This is a genomic window from Leifsonia sp. Ger2509 (assembly GCF_055231915.1).
The window spans coordinates 907144-933660 of sequence record NZ_JBUYVB010000003.1; the positions used below are offsets into that span (position 1 = coordinate 907144).

Consider the following 26517-nt stretch of genomic DNA (forward strand, 5'->3'; position numbering starts at 1 on the left):
CGCGGTCTTCGCTCATATGAGCAGGATGCGTTTCCCCTACTCTTGACGGGTGCGCACACCCCTCGCCCTCGCCGTCGATTTCGGCGGCACCAAAGTCGAATCCGCCCTCGTCGACGCTGACGGGAAAGTCCTTGCCGGCTCGCGCCACCGCCAGCCAACGGGCCGTGCCGCTACCTCGGAAGTGCTGGAGACCTCCGTGTCCGCTGTCGTCCGCGACGCCCTGGCTGCGGTTCCGGAGGACGCCGAGGTGATCGGCATCGGCATCGGATGCGCCGGCCCCATCCAGCGCGTCGACGGACTCGTCTCGCCGCTCAACGTCCCCGCCTGGCGGGACTACCCGATGCGGTCGTTCGTCGCGGGCGTCGCGGCCGAGGCCGGCCACACCGTGCCGGCCGCCCTGGAGATGGACGGCGTTGCCATCACGATGGCCGAGCACTGGGTCGGGGCCGCGCAGGGAGTCGACAATGTCATGGGGATGGTCGTGTCGACCGGGATCGGCGGCGGCCTGATCGTCGGCGGCCGGGTCATCACCGGTCCGACCGGGAACGCCGGCCACATCGGGCACGTCGAGGTCGGCGGGATGACCGGCGAGGACACCTTCGGCAACCCCACCGCCCTGGAGGCGATCGCCTCCGGTCCGCACACCGTCGCCTGGGCTCGCCGCCAGGGCTTCGCGGGCACGACCGGCGAAGATCTCGCCGCCGCCTACGCCGCGGGCGACCCGGTCGCCCGCCAGGCGATCGAACGCACCGGGGAGGCGATCGGCCGCGCCATCGCGTCGGCGACAGCTCTCGTCGACCTCGAGCTCGTCGCCATCGGGGGCGGGTTCTCGCAGTCGACGCCCGACCTCTTCGACGTCGTCAGGACCACTATCGCGAAGCACTACTTCGGTTTCGTGCGCAAGGTACGGGTGGTTCCGTCGTCGCTGTCCGGCGAAGGCCCGCTCATCGGCGCAGGCGCCCTCGTTCACCGGGCGAACCTGCTCCCCTGAGCTGCGCCCGCGATCAACGATCAGGAAAGCTGTCCTCCAGCTGGTGCGGTCGTGCCACGATCGAGCCGGCAACCGCGGCAGCCCCCGCCGTGGCGAGCAGCACCACGAGTGCCAGGGTCCACTGGCCGGTCACCTGGTGCAGCACGCCGACGACGAGAGGACCGAGCGCGCCGAGCGTGTAGCCGGCGCCCTGGACGAAGCCGCTCAGCGCAACCGAGCCCTCGTGCGTTCGCGTGCGAACATTGATGAGCACGAGCGAGAGCGGGAACAGCAGCGGACCGAGGCCGGCGAACACGACCCAGACCCAGGTCGCGGTCCCCGGTGCGAGGATCAGCCCGAGGTAGCCGACCACGAAGCACGCGACGGCGGCGTAGACCAGGACCCCGACGCTCCTGAGCCGGGAGGCGAGCATCGGCACGAGCAGGCTCGACGGGATGCCCATCGCCGCGTACAACGACAGCAGAGCGCCGGCCTCGGCGGAATCGGTGCCCGCCGTGTCGTGCAGGATCTGGGGAAGCCAGGCGAACATCGCGTAGGCGTTCAGCGACGAGACGGCGAAGATGACGGTGAGCGACCAGCCGATCGCTGTGTGCCAGACGCGGCCGAGCGCACGGCGCCCCGGTTCCTCGACCTCGACATCGTGGTCGGGGTGCGCGGGCCGGTGCGAGATGAGGATGCGCAGCCACGGCAGCACCGCCAGTACGCTCAGCGCTCCCCACATCCCCACTGAGACGCGCCAGCCGAGGCTGTCCGCCACCGGCACCGCGATGAGCGGCGGAAGCAGCGTGCTGATGGACATCACGGTCGCGTAGAGCGACGTGACGAGACCGATCCGATCGGGGAAATAGCGCTTGACGAGCGGCGGGAGCAGCACGTTGCCCACGCCCATACCCGCGAAGACGATGGCGGAGCCGACCGCCAGCACGACGAACGAGCCGGCGAACGCGCGCACGAGGTCGCCGAGCAGGATGGTGACGAGTGAGAAGACCATCACGGTCTCGAGACTCGCGCGGCGGGTGAAAGCGGGGGCTACGAGCCCGAAGACGGCGAAGCAGACCGGCGGCAGCATCCCGAGCACGCCGACAGCGATGCTGGAGAGCGCGAAGTCGACGCGGATCTCCGCGAAGATCGGCGACAGGGCGGCGACGGCCGTCCGCAGGTTGGCGGCGACGAGGAGGATGCCGACCAGCGCCAGGGTCCTGCCGTGCCAGAGGGGACGCTGCAGAGGATCTGGCACCGTTCGATCCTATCGGGACGCCGTGCGGCCGTCCCGGGTCAGGACAGAATGGCGCGGGCCTGCTCCACGTCCGCGGCGATCTGGGCGATCAGGGGGTCGATTCCCGCGAAGGCGACCATGCCGCGGATGCGTTCGACGAACGCGATCTCGACGCGATGGTCGTACAGGTCGATGTCTTCGTCGAGCACATACGCCTCGACCTGCTTCTGCGGCACTCCTTCGAAGGTCGGGTTGTTGCCCACCGAGATGGCCGCCGGATACCGCACGCCCTCATCCGTCAGCCAGCCGGCGTACACGCCGTCCTCCGGGATCAGGCCCTCGGATTCCGGCGAGAGGTTCGCCGTCGGATAGCCGAGTTCGCGACCGCGGGCGGCGCCGTGGACGACGATCCCGCGCACGGCCGGGATGTGACCGAGCAGCCTGGCCGCGTGTGCGACGTCGCCGTCGGCGAGCAGCTCCCGGATCCAGGTCGACGAAACGCGCCTGCCTCCCTCCGGCCGCACGTCGTCGATGAGGCGCACGACGAAACCGAACTTCTCGCCCAGTTCCTCGAGCCTCGTGACGTCACCGGCGCCGCGCGAACCGAAGCGGAAGTCCGCCCCGACGAGCACGACGCGCGCGTGCAGGCGCTCGACCAGGATGCTCTCGACGAACGCTTCGGGGCTCAGGTCGGCCGTCTGCCGGTCGAAGGTCAGCAGGAGGGTGGCGTCGACCCCGGTGCCGGCGAGCAGGTCGAGCTTCTGGTCGATGCCGGTCAGTGCCGGCGGGCACTTCTCCGGCGCGAGGAGCTCGAGCGGGTTCCTGTCGAATGTGATCACGGTCGGAGTGAGGCCGAGCGAAGCCGCCACCTCGTCCAGCGTCGCGATCACCGCCCGGTGCCCGGAGTGCACGCCGTCGAACTTGCCGATCGTGACGGCGCTCGGCCCGAAATCGGCCGGCACCTCCTCGAGCGTCCTGAACACCCTCACGATTCTTCGACCACCGGCTTGTTCTTCGAGAGCCAGATCATGCCGAGGATCGGGAGCACAAGCGGAATGAACAGATAGCCCATGCCGTAGACCGACCAGACCGTCGCCTGGCGGCCGAACGGGTCGATGCTGGTGAGACCGAGGGCATCCGGCGCGAACAGGCTGAGACTGCCGATGACGATCACCCCGGCGAGCTCGAACGAGATCGTGTACCACGCGACGCGGTACCAGACGGGGCCCGGTGCGATCAGCGCGATGGTCGCGACGATGTAGACGATCGCCGCCAGACCGGACAGGGTGAAGGCGACGGGCGCCTCGCCGAACCGGTCGATGATCTGGAAGACGCTCCGGCCGGTGGCCGCGAGGGCGAGGATGCCGTAAACGAGGATGAGGAGACGGCCGACGCCGGTGACACGCGGTCTTCTGGTCTTCGCCTGGTGCACGGCGGGGGTCTGTTCTGGCATCGCCTTACGATTCTAGACGCGCGACACTACGCTCCCTGCACGAACCAGATCTGGCCCATGCGGTAGACCATGACGGCGATCGCGAGGCAGACGGCGCCGAGGATGACGGTGCTCCACCTGTTGCGCTCGATGAGGGCCCAGAAGCCGCCTGCGAGCGGCAGGATCAGCGCCGAGATCAAGTAGATGTAGAACTCCGCGAGGCTCCCGGTCGGCTCGTTCCCCACCGCGGGCGCCACGATCGTCACGACGAGCTGACCGACGAGCAGGACCTCGACGAGTGCGACGGCGCCCATGGTGAGGTCGGAAGGGACGCGGCCGGCGAGCCCCAGCGCGATGCAGAGCACGCCGGCGATGCAGGCGACGGCCACCTGGACCGCCGTGAACCACTCGATCATGCGATCTCGTCCGAGGGGAAGTTGACCAGGGTCCGTGCTTCCTTGCCGTGGAACTCGATCAGGCCGACCAGGTGGCCGGTCGGCGCGATCGCCGCGACCGGCTCTCCTCCGCCGTCGCGGTCTGGCACGTGGATGCGCTTGCCGTGCCCGAGATCGAGGGCCTGCTGTTCGGTGAGCTCGAAGCGTTCGAACAGTTTCGACGCGGCCTCCGCGGGCGGGATGATGCTGGACGCGACGTCGAGACCGTCGATGGGCCGCGCATCCGCGACGTCGAACGGACCGATGCGGGCCCGCCGCAGCCGTGTCAGGTGGCCGCCGACGCCGAGCGCCTCGCCGAGGTCGCGGGCGAGTGAGCGGATGTAGGTGCCCGACGAGCACACGACGCGAACGGCGAGGTCGATCGCGACCGTCTCGCCGTCGACGACCACGCGCTCGGTGGCGAGGAGCTCGAACACGGAGACGGTGACGGGGCGCGCGGCGAGCACCACGTCCTCCCCCGCGCGCACCCGCGCATACGCTCGCTTGCCGTCGACCTTGATCGCGCTCACCGAGCTGGGGACCTGTTCGATCTCGCCGGTCAGGTTCGCGATCGCGGCCACGATCGCATCCGGCGCCACCGCGTCGAGCTGCTCGCCGCCGGCCTGGGTGACCACATCGCCTTCGGCGTCGTCCGTCGTCGTCGAAGCGCCCAGGCGGATGGTGGCGTAATACTCCTTGTCGGTGCCGACGATGTAGGTGAGGAGCCTGGTCGAGCTCTGGAGGCCGAGGATGAGCAGACCGGTGGCCATCGGATCGAGCGTCCCGGCGTGCCCCACCTTGCGCGTTCCCGCCAGGCGTCGCGTGCGAGCGACGACGTCGTGACTGGTCCAGCCCTCGGGCTTGTCGACGAGCAGGATGCCGCTCGGTGGCGGTGCCTGCTGCAGCGCGCCGTCTGCCTGGCTCATGCCTCGGCCCCGACGGCCCGGGGCTGGCCGGCTGCTTCGAGCGCGGCGAGGTCGAGCACCATCTGGAGTTTCGGGCCGAACGTCGATTCCACGAGGGCGTGCGCTGCGTCGTCGGTCTCGTACTCGTCGGGCAGTCGAAGGCCGAGCACGGTGTTGAGGAGCATGCCGTGGGCGAGGAAGTCCCGGATGCGTTCCGGTTCGAAGCCGGCCTCGTCCCGCAGCAACCGGTAGATCGCCAGGAAGCCGTCGCGCGCCTTGCGGCCGACGACAGGGTCACCGCCCATGCTGAACGCCTGCATGAGGGAGAGCAGGATGCCGCGGTCCTCGATGAGGTTGACGTAGGCGAACCCGATCCGCACGTGGAGCACGTCGTCGGGGTCGTCGGTGTCCTTCGCCTCGGCGAGGACGGCGCGGAAGGCCTCGATGAGTTTGTTGACAGCGCGGTCCAGGACCTCGAGGAAGAGGTTCTCCTTGCTTCCGAACATGCGGACGACGTAGGGCTGGCTGATGCCCGCAGCCCGGGCGATCTGGTCGGTGGTCGCCCCGAAGTAGCCGCGTTCGCCGAACACGAGGCTCGCGGCGGCGAGGATCGACTCGCGTCGTTCACCTGCCGGGATACGCTCGGCCGATTTGTCTTTCACACTTGACAGGTTATCAGTCGATTACTACTCTGTCGCTTAGTAATCATCCAATAACCACAATCCTTTCCGATGAATGGAGCTGGGCGATGACCTCACCCGCACGGCGCGTGCCCCTCTGGCTCGCCATCATCGCAGCATCCCTGCCCATGTTCATGGCGACACTCGACAACCTCGTCGTCACCAGCGCTCTCCCGGTCATCGCGCGCGACCTGACCGCGTCCATCGAACAGTTGCAGTGGGTCGTCAACGCCTACACGCTGACATTCGCGACCATGATGCTCATGGCGGTGGCGCTCGGCGACCGGTTCGGTCGACGTCGTATCTTCGTCGGGGGCATCGCGATCTTCACCATCGCCTCAGCGCTCTGCGCACTCGCGACAGAACCGTGGATGCTCATCGCGGCCCGAGCGGTACAGGGGATCGGCGCCGCAGCGCTCATGCCGCTCTCCCTCACCCTTCTCGCCGGCACGGTTCCGCTCCGCCTCCGTCCCGCTGCAATCGGCATCTGGGGGGGCATCGCCGGCCTCGGTGTCGCCCTCGGCCCGCTGATCGGCGGCGCGGTCGTGCAGGGCTGGAACTGGCAGGCGATCTTCTGGCTGAACGTGCCGCTCGGCGTGATCGCAGTACCTTTGGTCTTCCTCGCCCTGCCGAACAGCTTCGGCGAGCGCGTGCGAGCGGATGTGGTCGGCCTCTTCCTCGCCGGTCTTGGGCTGCTCGGCCTCGTCTACGGCATCGTCCGCGGGAACCCGGCCGGATGGGATTCCTTCGAAGTCCTCGGCTCGCTGATCGCCGGAGGGCTCCTCCTCATTGCGTTCGTCATCTGGGAATCCCGCACACCGTCTCCGCTGCTCCCGCTCCGGCTGTTCCGCGACCGGAGCTTCACCGTCGCCAACCTCGTCGGCATCACCTTCTCCTTCGGCATCTTCGGCGCGGTCTTCATCCTCATCCAGTTCCTGCAGGTCGTTCAGGGTCACACCCCTCTCGAGGCCGGCGTGCTGACGATGCCATGGACGCTGGCACCGATGGTCGTGGCCCCGCTCACGGGCCTCCTCTCGCCGCGCACCGGAACCCGCCTTCCGATCTTCGTGGGCCTGGTGTTCCTCACGGTCTCGATGCTGTGGGTCTCTCTCACGCTGTCAGCGACCGAACCGTACAGCGAGATGTGGCCGGCGTTCGCACTCGCCGGTATCGGCATGGGGCTCGTGTTCGCGCCGAGCTCGACCGCGGTGCTCGCGAACATGGTGCCGGACGACCACGCCAAAGCTTCCGGTACCAATTCCACGCTCCGTGAGATCGGTGTCGCGCTCGGTGTCGCAGTGCTCACCGCAGTGTTCACCGGTGCAGGCGGCACCCTCACACCGACCGGCTACGTCCACGCGGCGATTCCCGCGGTGGGGGTCGCCGCAGGAGTCCTCGGACTGGCCGCCCTGATCTCCCTGGCGCTGCCCTCGGGTATCCGCCGCCGCGAAGGGGCACCGTCGGAGATCCCAGCGCCCGAGGCCGTTCGCGCCGCCTGAGTCACCCTGCATCCGAGTCGCCTGCATCGATCGGACAGGTTCTGCCGCTCCACCCGCTGCGTTCCGGCAGAACCCGTCCGATCGGTGTGCGCCCCCGCAATACGCTGGGGGGATGCGAATCGGAGTGATCGGAGCTGGCGCGATCGGCGGGACGATCGCCGCGCTCCTCGACCGGGCCGGCCACGACGTGGAGGTCACGGCCCGCGGTGACCATCTGGAGGCGATCCGTGCGACAGGGCTGCAGCTGTCGGGCGGATGGGGAACCCACACCGCGCACGTCGCGGCCGCTGAGACCCTCACGACGGCTCCCGAGCTCGCGCTCGTCTGCACGAAAGCCCAGGACGCCGGTGCGGCCATCCAGGAACACAGTGCGCTGCTCGCGGGCATCCCCGTCGTGATCGTGCAGAACGGCCTCACGGGACTCAGCGAAGCATCCGCCCTCCTCCCCGACTCCGACTGCGTCGGAGCGCTCGCCCTCTGGGCCGCCAGCTACCTCTCCCCCGGTCAGGTGAGCGTCACGACAGCGGCGACCACCTATCTCGGTTCTGGGGACGGCGCACCGAGTGCTCCCACTCTCTTCGTCGCCCGCGTGCTCGGCGCCGTGATGCCGTGCGAGGCGACCGCCAACTTCACCGGCTGCCGGTGGACGAAGCTCATGGTCAACCAGATCAACGCGATGCCGGCGATCACCGGGCTCAGCGTCCAGGAGACCCTGGGCGACCGGCACCTACGCCGGATCGTGACCGGCAGCCTGCGGGAATCCGTGCGCATCGCGATCGACTCCGGCGTGCACTTCGGAAGCCTGCAGGGGCTGACCGACGGCATCCTCCGATTCGTGGCGCGCAGCCCGCTCGCGATCGGGCAGGCGGTCCCGCTGCTGATGAAGCGCCGGATGGGGCGCACCCCGAATCCCGGCTCGACGCTCCAGAGCATCCGGCGCGGCCAGCCGACCGAGATCGACTACCTCAACGGGGCGGTCGTCGACCAGGCTGCCCGCATCGGCCGGGACGCTCCCATCAATGCTGCCCTGGTCGGACTCGTGCACCGCGTGGAGCACACGGGCGCCTTCGTCCCACCCGACGAGGTGCGCGCCACGGTCGTGCCCCTCCTGTAACGCGTCAGCAGCTGTCGGCGAAGATCCGCCGAGGATGCGCGGGGTCGGCATTGTCGACGAGCGCGCTCGCGTACTGCCGCGGGTTCGCCTCCGCGAAATACAGCTCCTGGCCCTCGCGGTACCGGGCGTTGGCCAGCGCATCCGGGTCGGGGTTGCGGGCGTCGCGTTCCGCGAGCCGGGCGTACGCGACGTCCCACGGGACCTCAAGCAGGATCGAATAGTTCCAGATCCCGCGCAGTTCCGGTCGGTTGAGGAACACGCCGTCGACGATGAGCACGCCGTCCGCCTGCCCGGTGATCCACCGGCTCAGTGTCGGCGCATCGCGTTTGACGTCCCACGCTGTCGTCTGGAATCCGGTGCTGCCTGCCATGCGGAAAGGATCGACGAGCACACGGCGGAACGTCTGGTAGTCGAACGAGTCGCGGTAGAACGACTCTGGCGACTCGCGGCCGTCGCGGTACCGCTCGGCACGCGAACGATGGAAGTCCTCCATGGATGCGCGGAACGCGTCATGTCCCGCCTCGCGGAACGCGGCGCCCAGATCGTCGCCGAAGGTCGTCTTGCCCGACCCGTCCACGCCGTCGACGGCGACGATCACGCGGCCATGACCGTAGTTGTGGGCGATCTCCCCCACGAGTTCTCTCAGGAAATCGTTGCGCGGTGTCGGCAGCAGCTGCATGTGTCGAGCCTAGGCCGCCCGGGCCGCCTACGCTGGGTTCGTGACCGAACTCGCAGCCGCTTCCGCGCCGCTGCCGTTCGCGTCGACGGTCATCGGGTGGTTCCAGGCGAACCGGCGCGACCTCCCCTGGCGCCGTGAGGGATTTCCCGCCTGGGGCACGCTCGTCAGCGAATTCATGCTGCAGCAGACGCCGGTCTCCCGGGTCATCCCGCACCTCGAGGAATGGCTGGCGCGCTGGCCGACGCCGGCGGACCTGGCCGCCGTGCCGCCCGGCGAGGCCGTGCGGGCATGGAAGTCGCTCGGCTACCCGCGCCGCGCGCTGTGGCTGCACGCGTGCGCGGTCGCCATCACCGACGAGTACGGCGGTGTCGTTCCCGACGACGTGGATGCTCTGCTCGCTCTTCCCGGTGTCGGCGACTACACCGCACGCGCGGTCGCGGTCTTCGCCTACGGTGGGCGTCATCCGGTGGTCGACACGAACATCCGTCGCGTCATCGCGCGCGCGATCGACGGCAGCGCAGACCCCGGCCCTCCGAGCAAGCGGGACCTGGCCGCGATGGAGTCGCTGCTCCCCGCCGACAGGGCGGCCTCGGTGGCGTTCAACGCCGGGATGATGGAGCTGGGTGCCATCGTCTGCAGGGCGCGGTCGCCGTTGTGCGACGGATGCCCGGTGCGCGACGCATGCGCGTGGCGCCTCGCCGGCTACCCGGCCTACGACGGCCCGCGCAGGGCCGTGCAGAAGAAGTACGAAGGCTCCGACCGGCAGGTCCGCGGGCTGGTGATGGCAGAGTTGCGCGCATCGCACATCCCCGTGACCCGTGCGGAGCTCGACGGGGTGTGGCCGGATGTGGCGCAGCGGGACCGAGCCATCGCAGGCCTTCTCTCCGACGGCCTCGCGGTCGAGGGGCCCGAGGGGCTCGTGCTGCCCTAACCGTCGACCAGCGCTCCGCCCTCGCCGAATACCAGCGGGTTCCAGTCGAGGATCCGCGACCGCCAGACCAGGCCCTCGGTGTAGAACGGGTCGCTCTCGCGGAACCGCTCGGCGGCCTCGCGACTGCGGAACACGGCCATCGATCCTTCAGTGGCGGGGTTGCCGAACGTGCCGATCATCAGGACCTCGCCGCCCTTCGCGAACTCGTCGAGGTATGCGCGATGGCGTGGATAGGTCTCGACGAGACGCTCGAAATGCTTCGGATCCGTGTTGTCGGGATCGCTGTCGTAGAACGATACGGCGTACATGCTCGAAGGCTACCGCCGGGCGCGCATCCCAGGCTACGACTTCTCGGCGGCCTCTTCTTCGGCGACCTTTTCTTCCGCCTCTTCTTCCGCGGCATCGTCGTCGTCGGCGTAGAAGTCGCTGCCGAAGTCGTCGTCCTCTCCGTCGGCGTCGAACTCCCGCGGTTTCACGTAGGGGTCCTCGTCGCCGGCGTACTGCGCCGACGCCGCGAGACCCGCGACCTCGGTGTCGCGCTGGCGCGCTTCACGGAGCAGGTCTTCGATGTGCGCGGCGTTCTCGGGGATGGCGTCGAGGATGAACTCGAGAGACGGCGTGAGCCGCGACGTGATGTTCTTGCCCACTTCCGTGCGGAACATCCCGGTTGCGGCTTTGAGCGCGGCGGCGGTGTCCGCGCGTTCCTCGTCGGTCCCGTAGACCGTGTAGAAGACGCTGGCGTGCTGGAGATCACCGGTCACTTTCACATCGGTGATGGTGACGAATCCCATGCGGGGATCGCGAATGCCGCGCTCCAGCCGCTTGGCGATGATCACTTTGATCCTGTCGGCGAGTTTCCTCGCGCGTTCCGGGGCTGCCATCGAAAGTCCCCTCTCTCTCCCCACCGGGGAGTCGAACCGGACGGGCCGGAGGTGGTTTCCCACCTCCGGCCCCTGGTCGGTCAGACGCGCGGCTTCTCGCGCATCTCGATCGTCTCGATCTCGTCGCCGATCTGGATGTCGTTGTACTTGCCGAGGCCGATACCGGCTTCGAAGTCCGTACGAACCTCGGTGACGTCGTCCTTGAACCGGCGCAGCGACTCGATCGCGAGACCGTCTGCGACGACGACGCCGTCGCGGATGACCCGTGCTTTCGCGTTGCGCGTGATCGTTCCGGACCGCACGATGACACCGGCGATGTTTCCGAACTTGGAGGAGCGGAACACCTCGCGGATCTCGGCCACACCCGACTGGACCTCTTCGAACTCGGGCTTGAGCATGCCCTTGAGCGAGTTCTCGATGTCTTCGATCGCGTTGTAGATGACCGAGTAGAAGCGCACATCCACACCCTCGCGGGCAGCGCGTTCGCGGGCCTTGACGTCCGGGCGGACGTTGAAGCCGATCACGATCGCGTTGTCGATGGTCGCCAGGTCGATGTCGGACTCGGTGATCGCACCCACACCGCGGTGGAGGATGCGCAGCTGCACCGAGTCGTCGACCTCGATCTTCATGAGCGAGTCCTCGAGCGCCTCGACGGCACCGGACACGTCGCCCTTGATGATGAGGTTGAGCGATTCGACCTTGCCCTCTTCGAGAGCACGGGTGAAGTCCTCGAGGCTGATCCGCTTGCGGGCCTTGGCCAGCTGGGCGTTGCGCTCGACGGCTTCGCGCTTCTCGGCGATCTGACGGGCCGTGCGGTCCTCCTCGGTGACGAGGAAGGTGTCACCGGCTCGCGGAACACTCGACAGACCCTGCACCTGGACGGGACGCGACGGGGTGGCCTCATCGACCACATCGCCGTTCTCGTCGACCATGGCGCGGACCCGGCCGTAGGCCGTTCCGGCGACGATCGCGTCGCCGACGCGGAGCGTTCCGGACTGGATGAGCACCGTGGCGACCGCACCGCGGCCTTTGTCGAGCTTCGCTTCGATCGCGACGCCGCGTGCATCCTTGTTCGGGTTCGCGCGCAGGTCGAGTCCGGCGTCGGCGGTCAGGAGCACTGCGTCGAGCAGGTCCTGGATGCCGATGTCGTTACGGGCGGACACGTCGACGAACATGACGTCGCCGCCGTACTCCTCGGCGACCAGTCCGAACTCGGTGAGCTGCTGGCGCACCTTGGCGGGGTTGGCGTCCGGCTTGTCGATCTTGTTCACCGCGACCACGATCGGCACGTTCGCCGCCTGGGCGTGGTTGAGCGCTTCGATCGTCTGCGGCATGATGCCGTCGTCGGCCGCGACCACGAGGATCGCGATATCGGTGACCTGGGCACCACGGGCACGCATGGCGGTGAACGCCTCGTGACCCGGGGTGTCGATGAACGTGATGGCCCGCTCGAGGCCGTCGTGCTCGGTCCGCACCTGGTAGGCACCGATGTGCTGTGTGATGCCACCGGCCTCGCCGGCGACGACGTTCGCATTGCGGATCGCGTCGAGGAGTCGCGTCTTACCGTGGTCGACGTGGCCCATGACCGTGACGACCGGCGGACGGATCTCGAGGTCTTCGTCGGTCTCGTCCTCGAGCTCCTGGTCGAGGTCGATGTCGAAGCCTTCGAGAAGCTCCTTGTCCTCGTCCTCAGGCGAGACGATCTGCACCTTGTAGCCGAGCTCTTCGCCCAGGATGCCGAACGTCGCCTCGTCGAGGGACTCGGTCGTCGTCGCCATCTCGCCGAGGTGGAAGAGGACCGTGACCAGGTTTCCCGGGCTCGCATCGATCTTGTCGGCGAAGTCCGAGATAGAGGCGCCGCGACGCAGGCGGACGATGGTGTTGCCATCGCCGCGGGGTACGCTCACGCCACCCAGCGACGGGGCTTCCCGCAGCTCGAATTCCTGCCTCTTCGTACGCTTCGACTTGCGGGCCTTGCTCTTGCCGCCACCGCGACCGAACGCACCAGCGGTTCCGCCGCCGGGGCCACGACCGCGGCCACCGCCGCCGGCCGGACGGGGCGCGCCGAAGCCGCCACCGGCACCTGCACCTGCACCACCGGGACGCTGGAAGCCGCCACCGGCACCTGCACCGGCGCCACCCGGGCGCTGGAAGCCGCCGGTGCGGGCTCCGCCTGCGCCGCCTGGACGCTGGAAGCCGCCGGGACGCTGGCCCTGAGCGGGGGCACCCGGACGCGGCGAACCGGGTCGGGGCGCCGACGGACGCGGGATGTTGCCGGGGCTCGGACGCTGGCCCATGCCCTGCGCGCTCGCGAACGGGTTGTTGCCCGGGCGCGGGTTTGCCGGGCGCTGGCCCATGCCCTGGTTCGAGGCGAAGGGGTTGTTGCCGGGACGCGGTGCGCCCGGACGCGGGATGCTGCCGCCAGGACGGGGCGACTCCGGCTTGGCGGCGTCTGCCTCCGCGGGGGTCTCCGCTGCCGGGGCAGCGGAAGCGGTCGACGCCGACTTCTCAGCGGCTGCCTTGTCCGCTGCGGCCTTCTCGGCTGCGGCCTTCTCCTCGGCGATCGCCTGGCGTTCAGCAACCGACAGCGGCTTGCTCGGAACGGGACCCGACGGCGCTGCGGCAACGGGCTCGGCGGATGCCGGAGCCGGGGCGGCGACGGTCGCCTGGGTCGGCCGGGCCTTGGGAGCGGCCGGCGCTGGCGCTGCCGCGGGCGCGGCGAGGCCATCCGCCTGGAGCGCAGCACGAAGCTTGCGCGCCACCGGCGGTTCGATGCTGGAGGACGGTCCCTTGACGAACTCGCCCATTTCCTTCAGTTTTGCAAGGGCTACCTTGCTGTCGACTCCGAGTTCGCTAGCGACCTCGTGTACGCGTGGTTTTGCAGCCACAATTCTCCTGTCTGGGCCTGACCCGGACAGGGCAGACCGTTAGTAACGGACGGGTCTCATTTCGAGCCGCTCATTAGTTGTCACTCATTTGAGTTCACTGTGCCGTTCAGCCTGTTCTCTCGTAGTGCGGCCTGGATGGCCATGGTGTCGAGGAGCCCCTCGACCTTCAGCGCCCGCCCGAAGGCACGTCGCTGCACGGCCCTTTCGAGGCACTCACCTGTCGGATGCAGCCACGCACCACGCCCGGGCAGAGTGGCGGAATGGTCCACCACGAGTTCTGAACCCCGGGCGACAACCCTCAGAAGTGAGGACCGGGAGGCGCGAGAACGGCAACCGACGCACGTTCTTACGGGTACCATCCTACACCGCCAAGCTGCGAGCTCGTCTGCCTCGACCCAGCGTCATTCCTCGTCGAGGATCGAGTCCGGCTGGATATCGATCTTCGCGCCGGTGAGCTTGGCGGCCAGTCGGGCGTTCTGGCCCTCCTTGCCGATCGCGAGCGACAGCTGATAGTCGGGGACGAGCGCGCGGACGGCCTTCAGCGACTCGTCGATCACGAACGCGCTCGTCACCTTCGCCGGCGACAGGGCGCTCGAGACGAACGTCGCGAGGTCGGGCGAATAGTCGACGATGTCGATCTTCTCGTTGTTGAGCTCGGCCGTCACTGCGCGCACGCGCTGGCCGAGTTCGCCGATGCAGGCGCCCTTGGCGTTGACGCCGGGCTCGGTCGCCCGAACGGCGATCTTGGTGCGGTGTCCGGCCTCGCGCGCCAGCGACACGATCTCGACGACACCGCTCGCGATCTCGGGGACCTCGAGCGCGAACAGCTTGCGGACGAGCGCCGGGTGGGTGCGCGAGACGGTGATCGACGGCCCCTTGAGGCCCTTCGAGACACTGGTCACGTAGACGCGGATGCGCGAGCCGTGCGTGTACTCCTCGCCGGGAACCTGCTCCTCCGGAGGAAGGATCGCCTCGACGCTGCCCAGGTCGACGTGGATCATGCGCGGATTCGGACCCTGCTGGATCACGCCGGCGACGATGTCGCCCTCGCGCCCGCGGAACTCACCGAGCACCGCGTCGTCGGCGATGTCGCGCAGCCGCTGGTTGATGACCTGCTTGGCGGCGAACGCCGCGATCCGGCCGAAGTCGCTCGGGCTGTCCTCGGCCTCGCCGATCACGTTCCCCTCGTCGTCGAGCTCGGGGACGTAGACGGACACGTGACCGGTCTTGCGATCGAGGTGAACGCGCGCCGCCGGTGGCTGGTCCGTGTGACCATGACGGTGATCTGCCTGGTTGGTGTGCTTCAGGTAGGCGGTCAGGATCGCCTGTTCGATGATCTCCACCAGCTCGTCGAAGGGGATCTCTCGTTCGCGTTCCATGAGACGCAAGACGCTGAGGTCGATGTCCATGCCGGCCTCCTCTATTCAGATCTTGCCGCCGCGAACCGCGCGACGGACTCAGCTATCTACGGTACCCGATCGCGGGCCCGCCCGTAACGCTGGACAATCCGCCGGGCGCGCGTACCGTGTTGGTGATGACAACAGAAGTTAAGGGCGCCGCGCGATCCGCGGAGAACAACCCGGCCGTGAAGGCCCTCGCCCGCGTCGGCAACGTCGCCGTCGGGGTTGTGCACATCCTGATCGGGGCGATCGCCATCAGCATCGCCTTCGGCACAGGCGGCGAAGCCGACCAGTCCGGAGCCTTCAACCAGCTCATGAAGACGCCCGGCGGTGTGATCATCGTCTGGGTCGTCGTCATCGGGCTCCTCGCGCTCGGCCTCTGGCAGATCCTGCAGACCATCGTGGCGCCCGGGGCCGATCCGAAACGCCGCTGGGCGACCAGGGTGAAGGAGGCCGCGAAGGGCATCGTCTACTTCGGCCTCGCCTGGGTCGGGATCGTGGTCGCTCTGGGTGGCTCATCGAATTCCGCATCGTCCACCTCGTCGACGAGCGCGAAGATCCTCGCCGCTCCCGGCGGAGTCTTCCTGCTCATCCTCATCGGCCTCCTGATCGCGGGGATCGGGGTCGGGTACGTGGTGCGCGGCGCGCGGAAGAGCTTCGCCCGCGACATCCAGACGCCTCCCGGCGCGGCAGGGGACGCGACGATCACCCTCGGCGTCGTCGGCTACATCGCCAAAGGGATCGCGCTTGGCATCGTGGGCATCCTCTTCATCGTCGCCGCTGCGACCTACGACCCCGCCAAAGCGAACGGCCTGGACGGCGCCATCCTCACCCTGCGCGGCCTGCCGTTCGGCGTCTTCATCCTGTTCCTGGTCGCGCTCGGGCTGATCGCGTACGGCGTGTACTACTGCGTGCGCGCGTTCGTCGTCCGCCTCTGACCCGGTCGGCGCCGGCCGACGGACTCAGCGGGAGAGCTGCCCAGCCACGTCGGCGACCGCTACCTGGGTGCGCTCGCGGGTGCGCCGATCCCACAGTTCGACGACGCCTTCGGCAGCGCTCCGGCCGACGATGACGATCTTCGGCACACCGATGAGCTCGGCGTCGCCGAACTTCACGCCGGGCGACACCTTCGGACGGTCGTCGAAGAGCACGTCGAGGCCCGAGCCCTCGAGCGTCGCCGTGAGTGCTTCAGCGACGTCGAACACGACCGGTTCGCGGCCCGCCGCCACCACGTGCACGTCGAACGGGGCGACCGACGCGGGCCAGATCAGGCCCTTGTCGTCGTTGTTGAGCTCGGCGATGATCGCGAGGATGCGCGTGACGCCGATACCGTACGACCCCATCGTCACGGTGACGAGCTTGCCGTTCTCGTCGAGCACCTTCAGCCCGAGCGCGTCCGCGTACTTGCGGCCGAGCTGGAACACGTGGCCGATCTCCATGCCACGAGCGAGTTCGACCGGTCCGGAACCGTCGGGAGCCGGGTCACCGGGGTGTACCTCTCCGACCTCCACCGTGCCGTCGTTCGAGAAGTCGCGCCCGGCGACCAGCCCGAACACATGGTGTCCCTCTTCGTTCGCGCCCGTGATCCACCCGGATCCGTCGGAGACGCGCGGGTCGACGAGGTAGCGGATGCCGGTGCTCGCGTCTTCGCCGAGCACGGGACCCAGCGCTGACCACGGACCGATGTACCCCTTGATCAGTCCGGGGTTCGCCAGGAAGTCCTCCGGCGTCGCCTGCTCCACCTCGGCAGGCGCGAACGCCACCTCGGCGCGCTTGAAGTCGACCTCACGGTCGCCGGGCAGCCCGACCACGACGAGTTCGCGCCGACCGTCCAGGTGCACGAGGGCGAGCACCACGTTCTTGAGAGTGTCCGCCGCCGTCCACGCGCGCCCGTCCGGGCGGGGATGCTTGTCGTTCGCCAGGTCGACCAGCGTCTGGATCGTGGGGGTGTCCGGCGTGTGGAGCACTTCGGCCGGGGTCAGCTTCTCGTAGGAGCGGGCCGGGGGCGCCGCCGTGGTGAACGCCTCGACGTTGGCCGCGTAGCCGCCCGCCGAGCGCACGAACGTGTCCTCGCCGACAGGGGTCGGGTGAAGGAACTCCTCGCTGCGCGAGCCTCCCATCGCCCCGGCATCGGCCTGCACGATCACGTACTCGAGACCGAGTCGGGTGAAGATGCGTTCGTAGGCGTCGCGCTGCGCCATGTAGCTCGTATCGAGCCCCTCGTCGGTGTAGTCGAACGAGTACGCATCCTTCATCGTGAACTCGCGCCCGCGCAACAGGCCGGCGCGCGGACGTGCCTCATCGCGGTACTTGTCCTGGATCTGGTAGATCGACAGCGGCAGGTCCTTGTAGCTGGAGTACAGGTCTTTCACCAGCAGGGTGAAGACCTCTTCGTGCGTCGGGGCGAGAAGGTAGTCGCCGCCCTTGCGGTCCTGAAGACGGAAGATGCCGTCGCCGTACTCCTCCCAGCGCCCGGTGGCCTCGTACGGGTCGCGGGGCAGCAGCGCAGGGAAATGGACCTCGTGCGCGCCGGCGGCCCCCATCTCGTCGCGGATGATCTGCTCGATCTTCCCTTTGACCCGGAGACCCAGCGGAAGCCACGCGAAGATGCCGGGGGCCTGGCGGCGGATGTAGCCGGCCCTCACGAGCAGCCGGTGACTGGTCACCTCTGCGTCGGAAGGGTCTTCACGAAGGGTCCGGAGGAAGTAGTTCGACAGGCGTGTAGGCACCGTTCCATGTTAGAGGGCGGGAACGAGCGCGTTGCGCGGCCTGGGGATCAGGCGCCCGGATGCTGGAGGGCCTGCGCGACGGCCGCCGCGATCACCTGCTGGCCCGCGGGCGTCGGATGCACGTCGTCGGACTGCAGCAGAGCGGGCCGGCCGAAGAGCGGCTGGCCGATGTCCAGTGTGCGGCCGCCGACCGCCGAGACAGCCCGCACGACATCGAGGTCGATGTCGTCGAGCTGGGGCGGCACGTCCTTGTCGTTCCAGACGGGGCTGACGGCGAGGATCTCCGCGCGCGGCAGGGCTGCGTGGAGGGCCCGGATGGTCGCAGCCGTCTCGCCCGCGATCATCGTGTCGTCGCTGCCGAGATCGTTGCTGCTGCCCGAGAGGAGCACGATCGACGGGTCCAGCCGGGCGGCCGCCGCAACCTGGTCGGCGAACGTGTCACCGTTGTTGCCGGTCATGACGAAACCCGAGCCGTCGCTGGCCAGGTTCGTGAGACGCCAGCCGTACTGCTCCGCGAGAAGGGCGGGCCACGCCTGGCTCGGGTCGAGGCCATGGCCCTCCATGATCGAATCCCCGATGGCGACCACGGTCGGTCCGGTTGCGGTGGCTTCCGTGGTGTGCGCGACGATCGTGGGCTTACCGACGGCGGCAACCGCCCCCACGGCCAGGGACACGCCGACGAGCAGCACGCCGGCCGCCAGCGCGACCGGGATCCTCTCTCGTCGGAAACGCATGCCGACAGGATAAAGCACCAGTGCCACAGAGCGGCTATGCGGATCCTATGAGCTCACGGTGACGACGGGCTCGCCGCTCGTCACGTCGGGCATCTCTGCGGCGAGCCGGTTCGCCTCCGCGATGAGTGTCGCGACGATCTCAGACTCAGGGACGGTCTTGATGACCTCCCCCTTCACGAAGATCTGGCCCTTCCCGTTGCCGGACGCGACACCCAGGTCCGCCTCCCGCGCCTCGCCGGGACCGTTGACGACGCATCCCATCACCGCGACGCGGAGCGGTACGCTCATCCCCTCGAGTCCGCTGGTGACATCGTTGGCGAGCTTGTAGACGTCGACCTGCGCGCGGCCGCAGCTCGGGCAGGAGACGATCTCGAGCTTGCGCTCCCGGAGATTGAGCGACTGCAGGATCTGGAGGCCGACTTTGACCTCCTCGGCGGGAGGAGCCGACAGCGAGACCCGGATCGTGTCGCCGATGCCCTCGGAGAGCAGGATCCCGAACGCCGTCGCCGACTTGATCGTGCCCTGGAAACTCGGACCCGCCTCGGTCACGCCCAGGTGCAGCGGCCAGTCGCCCCGCTCGGCGAGGAGACGGTACGCCTTGACCATCACGATCGGGTCGTTGTGCTTGACGGAGATCTTGAAGTCGTGGAAGTCGTGCTCCTCGAACAGGCTCGCCTCCCAGACCGCCGACTCGACGAGCGCCTCGGGCGTCGCCTTGCCGTACTTCTGCAGGAGTCGCGGGTCGAGCGAACCGGCGTTCACGCCGATCCGGATGGAGACCCCGGTCTCCTTCGCGCGCCGGGCGATCTCGCCGACCTGGTCGTCGAACTTGCGGATGTTGCCCGGGTTGACACGAACCCCGGCACACCCGGCGTCGATCGCGGCATACACGTAGTTCGGCTGGAAGTGGATGTCGGCGATCACCGGGATCTGGCTCTTCTTCGCGATGATCGGAAGAGCCTCGGCGTCATCGCGGCTCGGCACGGCGACACGGACGATGTCACATCCGGAGGCGGTGAGTTCGGCGATCTGCTGGAGCGTCGCGTTGATGTTCGGTGTCGGTGTGGTCGTCATGGACTGGACGCTGATCGGAGCGTCCCCACCGACCAGGACCTTGCCGACTCTGATCTGCCGGGACTTGCGTCGCGGAGCCAGGACTTCGGGCACTTTCGGCATTCCGAGATTGATTGCAGCCACGGTTCTAGTCTAGGTCGCCGCCGCGAGGGGAGGGCGGGACCCGGGTCTACTCTCAGCCGAAGAGGTTGACCGGCTTGACGATGTCCGCGTAGATCAGCAGCAGGCTCATGCCGCCGAGCACCACGACGACCGCCATGGTCAGCGGCATCAGCTTCGCCATGTCGACGGGGCCCGGATCCTTCTTCTTGAAGAGTTTCGCCCAGCTGCGGCGGATGCCCTCCCACAGCGCCCCGGCGATGTGACCGCCGTCGAGCGGCAGCAGGGGGATCAGGTTGAAGACGAACAGCGCGATGTTGAGCGAGGCGAGCAGGCCGATCATCGTGTAGACCTTGTCGACGACCGGAACATTGTTGAGTGCCGTCAGCTCACCGGCGGCGCGACCGACGCCCACGACGCTGATGGGGCCGTTGGGGTCGCGCTCCCCCGGTCCGAAGGCCGCATTCCAGACGCCGACCATGCGCTGCGGCAGGTCGACGATCATCCCGCCGACGGCGCCGATCTGGGTGCCGACGGCCGGCAGCACCGCGGTGGCAGGCTGCGGCACGAGTTCACGGAGCGGACCGATTCCGACGAACCCCGCCTGGATGGTCTCGGATGCGCCACTCGCGTCCTTCTGCACAGCGCCCTGCGCGTTCGTCACGTACTTCTTCGTCATCGCGGGCGTCACCGTGAACGTCTGCTGCGCCCCGTCACGCTCGACGACGACGGTCAGCGCACGGTCGGCCGACTTCTGGATGATCGCGGTCGACTGGTCCCAGCTGGTGATGGTCTTCCCATCGATGCTCACGATGCGGTCGCCGGGCCGGATCCCCGCAGCGTAGGCCGGGGCGGCCGGGTCGGACGCCGAGCAGGTCTGGCTCGTCGCCGTCGGCGAGATGAGACACGTGCTCACCGTGGCGACCGTTGTGCTGTTCTGGGCCGTGCCGAAGCCCATGAGCAGGACCGCGAAGAGGGCGATGCCGATGAGCAGGTTCATCACCGGGCCGCCGAGCATGATGACGATGCGCTTGGCGACCGGTAACCGGTAGAAGGTACGGTCCTCGTCGCCGGTGGTGACGGTCTGTGCGCTCTGCTCACGCGCATCCTGGACCATGGTCTGCATGAAGCCGGTGGTCGCGTTGCGCGCGCCCTCGCCGTCCTTGCCGGGCGGGAACATCCCGATCATCGAGATGTAACCGCCGAGCGGGATCGCCTTGACGCCGTACTGGGTCTCACCTCTGCGGAACGAGAAGAGCGTCTTGCCGAAGCCGATCATGTACTGGGTGACCTTGACGCCGAAGAGCTTCGCGGGGACCAGGTGCCCGATCTCGTGCAGGCCGATCGACAGGGCGAGGCCGACCACCATGATGGCGACGCCGAGGATGAAGAGGAGCACGGATTCCACGCGGCAACACTACCTCCGGCCAGCTTGGAAGCGGCCGGATGTTCCCTGTGGGCCCACCACCTGTCGGGCTCGAGCACAGGAAATGACATCTCATCTCCCGAGTATGGGATGCGTTTCCCTGTGCTCGGCGGACGAGCGGTGGGTGGCTCAGTGTGCGGCGATCAGCCGATCGGCCGCCGCTCGCGCCCACAGCTCTGCCTCGGCCAGGGTCTCGCGAGTGACCTCGTGTTCCGGCTCGTGGGCGTCCACGACGCGTTGGACGGTCTCGAGGATGTCGAGGTAGCCGATCCGCCCGGCGTGGAAGGCCGCGACCGCCTGCTCGTTCGCCGCATTGAAGACCGCAGGGTAGGTGTTCCCGGCGACTCCCACCCGTTTGGCGAGCCCGACGGCGGGGAAGGCATCGTCGTCGAGCGGTTCGAAGGTCCAGGTGTGGGCGGCCGTCCAGTCGAGTGGAACCCCGACGCCGGCGACGCGGTTCGGCCAGTCGAGACCGAGAGAGATCGGCAGGCGCATGTCGGGCGGCGACGCCTGGGCGATCGTCGAGCCGTCGACGAACTCGACCATCGAATGGATCACGGACTGCGGATGCACCGTCACGGCGATCCGCTCGTACGGCACGTCGAACAGCACGTGCGCTTCGATGATTTCGAGGCCCTTGTTGACCAGGGTCGACGAATTCGTCGTCACGACGAGCCCCATGTCCCAGGTCGGATGGGCGAGGGCCTCTGCAGGCGTCACATCGCGGAGCGACGCCCGGCTCCGCCCGCGGAAAGGGCCGCCGGATGCGGTGAGCACCAGCCGGGACACCTCGGCGGCCGTCCCCGCGCGCAGCGCCTGGGCGATCGCGGAATGCTCGGAGTCGACGGGGATGATCTGTCCGGGCTTCGCGATCCGCTTCACCAGGTCGGCACCCACGATGAGCGATTCCTTGTTCGCGAGCGCCAAGGTGCGCCCGGATTCGAGTGCCGCGAGCGTCGGTCCGAGTCCCACCGATCCGGTGATGCCGTTCAGCACCACGTCGGCATCGACGGAACGCACCAGGCGTTCTGCGTCGTCTGCACCGAGCGCGGTCTCGGCGACAGAGAACTCCGCCGCCTGTTCTGAAAGGAGCTCTGCGTTCCGCCCGGCCGCGAGACCGACGACGGCGAACCGGTCCCGGTTGGCACGGATGACGTCGAGGGCCTGCGTTCCGATCGACCCGGTCGAGCCGAGAATCACTACCCTGCGCACAGGGCCCATGCTACTTGGCTAGTGCGTGGTCTTGACGATGTCGATCACGAACACCATGGTGTCGGTGCCCTTGATGTCGCCATTGCCCTTCGTGCCGTAGCCGTCGGCCGGCGGGATGATCGCGATCACCTGCGAACCGACCTTCTGGCCTTCGAGTGCCTTGGTGAAGCCGGGCACGAAGCCGGTGACAGGACCGCTGTAGACCGACCGCCCCCAGCTCTGGTCGAAGACCTTGCCGGTGCGCCAGAGGACGCCCTGGTACTGGATCGAGATCGTGTCGGTGGACTTCACGACTGCGCCGTCGCCCTGCTTGAGCAGTGCGATCTTGGTCGTGGTCGGCGGAGCCGACTTGGGGATCGTGATGGTCGGCTGGCCGATGCTCGACAGCTTCACCGTGGGGAAGCCGGCCGTCGGCGCCACGGGGGTGCCGTTCGCACGGGTCGGGACCACATCGACGACATCGGCCACGAAGACGACGGTGTCGGTCGCCTTGAGCCCGAGGCTCGAGGTGTTGGCGCTGCCGAACGAGTCCTTCACCGTGGAGGTCGTCACGACGCGGGAGCCGACGGGCACGCACTCGATCGTGCGCACCAGGCCGGGGACGTACTGGGTGGGGTCTACCACGATCGGCACCGGGGTGGTCTTGTCGAAGCCGCTCGCGCTGAGCAGTTTCCCGGTGGTTCCGTTGTACGCGGCGAGCGCGATGTCGACCGTGCTGGACGGCTCGACGTTCGAGCCCTTGCCCTTGATCAGCACGGTGCGCTCGGTCGAGGTCGCCTTCAGCGGGGTCGCGAACTTCACCGTCGGTGTCGCACGGAAGTCGCCTTTCACGGAGATGGACTCGGACGTCGAGCCGGACGGCGTGCTGACGCACTTGCTGGCCGCGGGACCGCTGGTCGATGTCGGCGCGGGGGCACCCGAACTGCAGGCCGCGAGGGCGAGGATGGCGCCGGCTGCGGCGATCAGGGAGAGGGTTTTGCGCACGGGATCACTTTCAGAAGATGAAGGGGGCAGGAACCCAGTCTGACGCATCGGGCTATGCCGAAGCTGACAGTGGACTTAACGGATGCTGTCCGTTCCCCGCCGGTTGCGTCCGGCCGGGGGCGTGGTGACGAGCCGGAAACACGGCCGACCTACGATGGAGCGTATGACACGCGACTTCTCCGTCCCGCAGGCCCGCAAACTCGTCACCGCTCTCCCTGGGCCACGATCGGTCGCCCTCCAGGAGCGTCGCGTCGCCTCTGTCAGCCGGGGCGCCGGCACGCTCGCCAACATCTACATGGAGAGCGGCTCCGGTGCGATCCTGGTCGACGTCGACGGCAATCAGCTCATCGACCTGGGCTGCGGCATCGGCGTGACGACGATCGGCCACGCCCACCCGGCTGTGGCTGCGGCGGCGGCCGAGCAGGCGGCCAAGTTGACACACACCCTCTTCACCGTCACCCCGTACGAGAACTACGTGCGCGTCGCCGAGAAGCTCGCGCAGATCACCCCCGGCGACTTCGAGAAGCACTCGATCCTCGTGAACTCCGGAGCCGAGGCCGTCGAGAACGCGGTGAAGATCGCCCGCAAGTACACGGGACGGCGAGCCATCGCATCCCTCGACCACGCCTTCCACGGCCGTACGAATCTCACGATGGCGATGACCTACCGCCCGTGGCCGGAGCGTGCCGGCATGGGCCCCTTCCCCGGCGAGCTCTACAACGTGCCGATCAGCTACCCGTTCCGCGACCCCGAGGGCATGACGGGAGAAGAGGCGGCGGAGCGCACGATCGACTACATCAACACGCACATCGGGGCGACCGAGCTCGCGGCGCTGTTCGTCGAGCCGATCCAGGGCGATGGCGGCATCATCATCCCCGCACCCGGATATTTCAAGCGCCTGAGCGAATTCTGCACCGAGAACGGCATCGTCTTCGTGGCCGACGAGATCCAGTCCGGCATCGGCCGCACCGGCACCTGGTACGCGATCGAGCAGCACGGCGTCGTTCCTGACCTGGTCACGAGCGCGAAGGGCATCGCAGGCGGGTTCCCGCTCGCTGCCGTCACGGGACGCGCGGAGATCATGGATGCCGTCCAGCCCGGCGGGATCGGCGGAACATTCGGAGGCAACCCTGTTTCGACCGCAGCCGCTCTCGCGGTCTTCGACGTGATCGAGACGGAAGGGCTGATCGCCGAGGCGAAGCGGGTCGAGCGTGCGCTGCTCGCGCGGATCGGCGACTGGGCCGAGCGCTTTCCGGTCGTCGGGGAGGTGCGCGGCAAGGGCGCCATGTTCGGAGTCGAGCTCGTTCACCCCGGTACCAAGAAGCCGAATCCCGAGGTGCTGACGGCCGTGCTGAAGCATGCGACCTCCAACGGCGTCATCCCTCTGGACGCGGGAAGCTGGGACAGCGTGCTGCGCATCATGCCATCGGTGGTCATCAGCGAAGAGCTGATCGACGACGCAGCAACGGTTCTCGAAGAAGCGCTCGCGCAGTTCAGCTGAACCGGCACAGTATGGGACTCCGCGGCAGGGCCGCCATGATCATCGGTGCGACGGCGGCTGCGATGGCCGTCGTCGCGACGATCTTCGCAACGCCCGCCGTCGCCGCATCCGACCCGCCGTTCCATCCGGGGCTGATCATCAGCGACGATTCGTTCTACAACTTCCGGTCGATGTCGGCTGACGACATCCAGACGTTCCTCGAAGCCAGGACCTGCGTGCCGAAGGACGCGTCGCCGTGCCTGGCCGACTATTCGACGGACAGCCGCAGCATCCCCGCCCAAGGACCGAACCACTGCGTCGCGATTGCGGGCCGGCGCGACGAAGCGGCCAGCAGCATCATCCAGCGGGTGGCGGTCGCGTGCGGCATCAATCCACAGGTGCTCCTGGTGCTCCTCCAGAAGGAGCAGTCGCTCCTCACCGCACCCAGCGCTTCCGGATACGCGAAGGCGACCGGGTACGCCTGCCCGGACACAGCGGCCTGCGACAAGAAGTATCTCGGGTTCTTCAACCAGGTGTACCGGGCTGCCTGGCAGTTCCGGGAATACACCCTCCATCCCGATGAGTGGCACTACCGCATCGGTCGCGTGCCCATCCAGTACCACCCGGACACCGCCTGCGGAGCGAGTACGGTTCGCATCCGGAACCAGGCGACGGCGAACCTCTACAACTACACGCCATACCAGCCCAACGCTGAGACGCTCGCGCACCCGAAGGGACCGGCGGGCGCGTGCTCGACGTTCGGCAACCTCAACTTCTCCCGCATCTTCACCGCATGGTTCGGGTCGCCGCTCAGGGTGCGGTTCCCCGACTGGCTTCCAGGGTGCCTCGACTTCGTCGGCGGGCGCGATTGCCCAGCTGACCGGCCATTCGACTTGTGAAGAGCAATCCGCGACCGCGAAGTGCATTCCACACAGGGCATACAGAACTCGCTACTGTCGATGACGTGACGGAAATCGAACCCGATGGCGGGACGACGGAGGCGCCGCGGCGTCCCGGGTTCCTCTACCTGTTCATCCGCACCGTCATCGCGCCGCTCGCCCGGCTCATCTACCACCCCACCGTGATCGGCCGCAAGAACGTGCCGCGCACCGGGGCGGTCATCCTCGCCAGCAACCACCTGTCCTTCATCGACTCGGTCGTGATCCCCCTGATGGCTCCCCGCAGGGTGCAGTTCCTGGCCAAGTCGACCTACTTCACGGGGACCGGTTTGAAGGGCGCACTCTCCCGCACCTTCTTCACCGCCATCGGCGCCGTCGGAGTCGAGCGCGGAGCCGGACAGGCCGCGCAGGAGGCGCTCGACCAGAGCAAGCGCATCCTCGACACCGGCGCCGCCTTCGCGTTGTACCCGGAAGGGACAAGGTCACTCGACGGCAGGCTCTACAAAGGCCGCACCGGCATCGCCTGGCTCGCGCTCACCACCGGGGCGCCTGTGGTCCCCGTCGGGCTCATCGGCACGAACGATCTGCAGCCGGTCGGAACACGCCTGCCCCGCGTGCGCCCCGTCACTGTCACGTTCGGCAAGCCCATCGACCTCTCCCACTACGGGAGCGCAGACTCCGGGCGCGCCCGGCGCCTCGCGACGGATGAAGTGATGGCGGCCATCCACGCCCTCTCCGGGCAGGAACTGGCGAACAAGTACAACGAGGCGCCGCCGGCGACGGCGGTCGAACGCGTCAGGCGGGCGCTTCCCCACGAACGCCTCTAGGGC

General features: G+C 68.2%; 26 protein-coding genes. 8 read left to right on the forward strand and 18 right to left on the reverse strand.

Features of this window, described 5'->3' with window-relative positions; translation table 11 throughout:
• Nucleotides 1-49 precede the first annotated feature (49 nt).
• A complete protein-coding gene (locus ACV7NN_RS04670; protein ID WP_463348416.1) occupies nucleotides 50-991 on the forward strand; it encodes an ROK family protein in 942 nt (313 codons plus the stop codon).
• Nucleotides 992-1004: 13 nt separating this feature from the next.
• Here the strand turns inward: ACV7NN_RS04670 and ACV7NN_RS04675 are convergent, their stop codons facing one another.
• Genes ACV7NN_RS04675 through ACV7NN_RS04700 form a run of 6 tightly spaced genes read right to left on the reverse strand, consistent with a single transcriptional unit; the run spans nucleotide 1005 to nucleotide 5640 of the window.
• On the reverse strand, nucleotides 1005-2228 hold the full coding sequence (locus ACV7NN_RS04675; protein WP_463348417.1) for an MFS transporter: 1224 nt from the start codon (nucleotides 2226-2228) through the stop codon (nucleotides 1005-1007).
• Nucleotides 2229-2266: 38 nt separating this feature from the next.
• On the reverse strand, nucleotides 2267-3196 hold the full coding sequence (locus tag ACV7NN_RS04680) for a bifunctional riboflavin kinase/FAD synthetase (protein ID WP_463348418.1): 930 nt from the start codon (nucleotides 3194-3196) through the stop codon (nucleotides 2267-2269).
• Entirely contained in the window at nucleotides 3193-3660 is a 468-nt protein-coding gene (locus ACV7NN_RS04685) for a hypothetical protein (RefSeq protein ID WP_463348419.1), read from the reverse strand. The genes ACV7NN_RS04680 and ACV7NN_RS04685 overlap by 4 nt, the downstream gene beginning before the upstream one ends.
• 26 nt (nucleotides 3661-3686) lie before the next feature.
• A complete protein-coding gene (locus ACV7NN_RS04690; RefSeq protein ID WP_463348420.1) occupies nucleotides 3687-4055 on the reverse strand; it encodes a hypothetical protein in 369 nt (122 codons plus the stop codon).
• Nucleotides 4052-4999 (reverse strand): tRNA pseudouridine(55) synthase TruB, encoded by a 948-nt coding sequence (gene truB / locus ACV7NN_RS04695; protein WP_463348421.1) that lies wholly within the window; start codon nucleotides 4997-4999, stop codon nucleotides 4052-4054. Before truB ends, ACV7NN_RS04690 begins: the two co-directional genes overlap by 4 nt.
• A complete protein-coding gene (locus ACV7NN_RS04700) occupies nucleotides 4996-5640 on the reverse strand; it encodes a TetR/AcrR family transcriptional regulator (protein WP_463348422.1) in 645 nt (214 codons plus the stop codon). The genes truB and ACV7NN_RS04700 overlap by 4 nt, the downstream gene beginning before the upstream one ends.
• 86 nt (nucleotides 5641-5726) lie before the next feature.
• Here ACV7NN_RS04700 and ACV7NN_RS04705 point away from each other — a divergent pair, with 86 nt between their 5' ends.
• A complete protein-coding gene (locus tag ACV7NN_RS04705; RefSeq protein WP_463348423.1) occupies nucleotides 5727-7157 on the forward strand; it encodes an MFS transporter in 1431 nt (476 codons plus the stop codon).
• Between the two features lie 112 nt (nucleotides 7158-7269).
• Nucleotides 7270-8271, forward strand: a complete 1002-nt coding sequence (locus tag ACV7NN_RS04710) for a ketopantoate reductase family protein (RefSeq protein WP_463348424.1) — start codon at nucleotides 7270-7272, stop codon at nucleotides 8269-8271.
• Nucleotides 8272-8275: 4 nt separating this feature from the next.
• On the opposite strand, the gene ACV7NN_RS04715 is transcribed toward ACV7NN_RS04710, so the two are convergent.
• Nucleotides 8276-8950: a nucleoside/nucleotide kinase family protein gene (locus ACV7NN_RS04715; protein ID WP_463348425.1), complete on the reverse strand. Its 675-nt coding sequence runs from the start codon at nucleotides 8948-8950 to the stop codon at nucleotides 8276-8278.
• A gap of 40 nt (nucleotides 8951-8990) precedes the next feature.
• Between ACV7NN_RS04715 and ACV7NN_RS04720 the strand changes: the two genes are divergently transcribed.
• Nucleotides 8991-9881, forward strand: coding sequence for an HhH-GPD family protein (locus ACV7NN_RS04720; protein ID WP_463348426.1), 891 nt, complete (start codon nucleotides 8991-8993; stop codon nucleotides 9879-9881).
• On the opposite strand, the gene ACV7NN_RS04725 is transcribed toward ACV7NN_RS04720, so the two are convergent.
• From ACV7NN_RS04725 to nusA, 5 genes are all read right to left on the reverse strand, one after another.
• On the reverse strand, nucleotides 9878-10189 hold the full coding sequence (locus tag ACV7NN_RS04725) for a YciI family protein (RefSeq protein WP_463348427.1): 312 nt from the start codon (nucleotides 10187-10189) through the stop codon (nucleotides 9878-9880). The genes ACV7NN_RS04720 and ACV7NN_RS04725 overlap by 4 nt on opposite strands.
• A gap of 33 nt (nucleotides 10190-10222) precedes the next feature.
• Complete coding sequence (gene rbfA, locus ACV7NN_RS04730; RefSeq protein ID WP_463348428.1) at nucleotides 10223-10762, reverse strand: 30S ribosome-binding factor RbfA; 540 nt, start codon at nucleotides 10760-10762, stop codon at nucleotides 10223-10225.
• An 80-nt stretch (nucleotides 10763-10842) separates the two neighbouring features.
• A complete protein-coding gene (infB, locus tag ACV7NN_RS04735; protein ID WP_463348429.1) occupies nucleotides 10843-13650 on the reverse strand; it encodes a translation initiation factor IF-2 in 2808 nt (935 codons plus the stop codon).
• Between the two features lie 80 nt (nucleotides 13651-13730).
• Complete coding sequence (locus ACV7NN_RS04740) at nucleotides 13731-14009, reverse strand: YlxR family protein (protein WP_463348430.1); 279 nt, start codon at nucleotides 14007-14009, stop codon at nucleotides 13731-13733.
• Nucleotides 14010-14051: 42 nt separating this feature from the next.
• Nucleotides 14052-15059 carry a transcription termination factor NusA gene (gene nusA / locus ACV7NN_RS04745; RefSeq protein WP_463348431.1) on the reverse strand — a complete coding sequence of 336 codons (1008 nt, stop codon included), beginning with the start codon at nucleotides 15057-15059 and terminating at the stop codon, nucleotides 14052-14054.
• Nucleotides 15060-15184: 125 nt separating this feature from the next.
• Between nusA and ACV7NN_RS04750 the strand changes: the two genes are divergently transcribed.
• Nucleotides 15185-15988 carry a DUF1206 domain-containing protein gene (locus ACV7NN_RS04750; protein ID WP_463348432.1) on the forward strand — a complete coding sequence of 268 codons (804 nt, stop codon included), beginning with the start codon at nucleotides 15185-15187 and terminating at the stop codon, nucleotides 15986-15988.
• Between the two features lie 24 nt (nucleotides 15989-16012).
• Here the strand turns inward: ACV7NN_RS04750 and ACV7NN_RS04755 are convergent, their stop codons facing one another.
• The 6 genes from ACV7NN_RS04755 to ACV7NN_RS04780 all read right to left on the reverse strand — a co-directional run bounded on the left by ACV7NN_RS04755 (nucleotide 16013) and on the right by ACV7NN_RS04780 (nucleotide 23308).
• Nucleotides 16013-17779, reverse strand: a complete 1767-nt coding sequence (locus ACV7NN_RS04755) for a proline--tRNA ligase (protein WP_463348433.1) — start codon at nucleotides 17777-17779, stop codon at nucleotides 16013-16015.
• 47 nt (nucleotides 17780-17826) lie between these two features.
• On the reverse strand, nucleotides 17827-18513 hold the full coding sequence (locus ACV7NN_RS04760; RefSeq protein ID WP_463348434.1) for an SGNH/GDSL hydrolase family protein: 687 nt from the start codon (nucleotides 18511-18513) through the stop codon (nucleotides 17827-17829).
• Nucleotides 18514-18558: 45 nt separating this feature from the next.
• Nucleotides 18559-19689: a flavodoxin-dependent (E)-4-hydroxy-3-methylbut-2-enyl-diphosphate synthase gene (ispG, locus tag ACV7NN_RS04765; RefSeq protein ID WP_463351236.1), complete on the reverse strand. Its 1131-nt coding sequence runs from the start codon at nucleotides 19687-19689 to the stop codon at nucleotides 18559-18561.
• Nucleotides 19690-19762: 73 nt separating this feature from the next.
• A complete protein-coding gene (locus tag ACV7NN_RS04770) occupies nucleotides 19763-21094 on the reverse strand; it encodes a M50 family metallopeptidase (RefSeq protein WP_463348435.1) in 1332 nt (443 codons plus the stop codon).
• A 147-nt stretch (nucleotides 21095-21241) separates the two neighbouring features.
• The gene (locus ACV7NN_RS04775; RefSeq protein WP_463348436.1) at nucleotides 21242-22324 is read right to left on the reverse strand and encodes a 1-deoxy-D-xylulose-5-phosphate reductoisomerase; all 1083 of its coding nucleotides are present in this window, start codon (nucleotides 22322-22324) and stop codon (nucleotides 21242-21244) included.
• Between the two features lie 18 nt (nucleotides 22325-22342).
• A complete protein-coding gene (locus ACV7NN_RS04780) occupies nucleotides 22343-23308 on the reverse strand; it encodes an FKBP-type peptidyl-prolyl cis-trans isomerase (RefSeq protein WP_463348437.1) in 966 nt (321 codons plus the stop codon).
• Nucleotides 23309-23462: 154 nt separating this feature from the next.
• Here ACV7NN_RS04780 and ACV7NN_RS04785 point away from each other — a divergent pair, with 154 nt between their 5' ends.
• The 3 genes from ACV7NN_RS04785 (at nucleotide 23463) to ACV7NN_RS04795 (ending at nucleotide 26514) form a co-directional block, all read left to right on the forward strand.
• Nucleotides 23463-24809, forward strand: a complete 1347-nt coding sequence (locus tag ACV7NN_RS04785; protein WP_463348438.1) for an aminotransferase class III-fold pyridoxal phosphate-dependent enzyme — start codon at nucleotides 23463-23465, stop codon at nucleotides 24807-24809.
• Between the two features lie 11 nt (nucleotides 24810-24820).
• Nucleotides 24821-25687 carry a hypothetical protein gene (locus ACV7NN_RS04790; protein WP_463348439.1) on the forward strand — a complete coding sequence of 289 codons (867 nt, stop codon included), beginning with the start codon at nucleotides 24821-24823 and terminating at the stop codon, nucleotides 25685-25687.
• 65 nt (nucleotides 25688-25752) lie between these two features.
• Nucleotides 25753-26514, forward strand: coding sequence for a lysophospholipid acyltransferase family protein (locus tag ACV7NN_RS04795; RefSeq protein ID WP_463348440.1), 762 nt, complete (start codon nucleotides 25753-25755; stop codon nucleotides 26512-26514).
• Nucleotides 26515-26517: the final 3 nt, after the last annotated feature.

Excerpts from the sequence above, each read along its gene's own strand:
- ACV7NN_RS04785 (WP_463348438.1), top strand. The coding sequence starts at position 23,463 with ATGGAGCGTATGACACGCGACTTCTCCGTCCCGCAGGCCCGCAAACTC.
- ACV7NN_RS04705 (WP_463348423.1), top strand. The coding sequence starts at position 5,727 with ATGACCTCACCCGCACGGCGCGTGCCCCTCTGGCTCGCCATCATCGCA.
- ACV7NN_RS04725 (WP_463348427.1), bottom strand. The coding sequence starts at position 10,189 with ATGTACGCCGTATCGTTCTACGACAGCGATCCCGACAACACGGATCCG.
- rbfA (WP_463348428.1), bottom strand. The coding sequence starts at position 10,762 with ATGGCAGCCCCGGAACGCGCGAGGAAACTCGCCGACAGGATCAAAGTG.
- ACV7NN_RS04760 (WP_463348434.1), bottom strand. The coding sequence starts at position 18,513 with ATGCGTTTCCGACGAGAGAGGATCCCGGTCGCGCTGGCGGCCGGCGTG.
- ACV7NN_RS04750 (WP_463348432.1), top strand. The coding sequence starts at position 15,185 with ATGACAACAGAAGTTAAGGGCGCCGCGCGATCCGCGGAGAACAACCCG.
- ACV7NN_RS04715 (WP_463348425.1), bottom strand. The coding sequence starts at position 8,950 with ATGCAGCTGCTGCCGACACCGCGCAACGATTTCCTGAGAGAACTCGTG.
- ACV7NN_RS04710 (WP_463348424.1), top strand. The coding sequence starts at position 7,270 with ATGCGAATCGGAGTGATCGGAGCTGGCGCGATCGGCGGGACGATCGCC.
- ACV7NN_RS04740 (WP_463348430.1), bottom strand. The coding sequence starts at position 14,009 with ATGGTACCCGTAAGAACGTGCGTCGGTTGCCGTTCTCGCGCCTCCCGG.
- nusA (WP_463348431.1), bottom strand. The coding sequence starts at position 15,059 with ATGGACATCGACCTCAGCGTCTTGCGTCTCATGGAACGCGAACGAGAG.
- ACV7NN_RS04685 (WP_463348419.1), bottom strand. The coding sequence starts at position 3,660 with ATGCCAGAACAGACCCCCGCCGTGCACCAGGCGAAGACCAGAAGACCG.
- ispG (WP_463351236.1), bottom strand. The coding sequence starts at position 19,689 with ATGCCGAAAGTGCCCGAAGTCCTGGCTCCGCGACGCAAGTCCCGGCAG.
- ACV7NN_RS04690 (WP_463348420.1), bottom strand. The coding sequence starts at position 4,055 with ATGATCGAGTGGTTCACGGCGGTCCAGGTGGCCGTCGCCTGCATCGCC.
- truB (WP_463348421.1), bottom strand. The coding sequence starts at position 4,999 with ATGAGCCAGGCAGACGGCGCGCTGCAGCAGGCACCGCCACCGAGCGGC.
- ACV7NN_RS04790 (WP_463348439.1), top strand. The coding sequence starts at position 24,821 with ATGGGACTCCGCGGCAGGGCCGCCATGATCATCGGTGCGACGGCGGCT.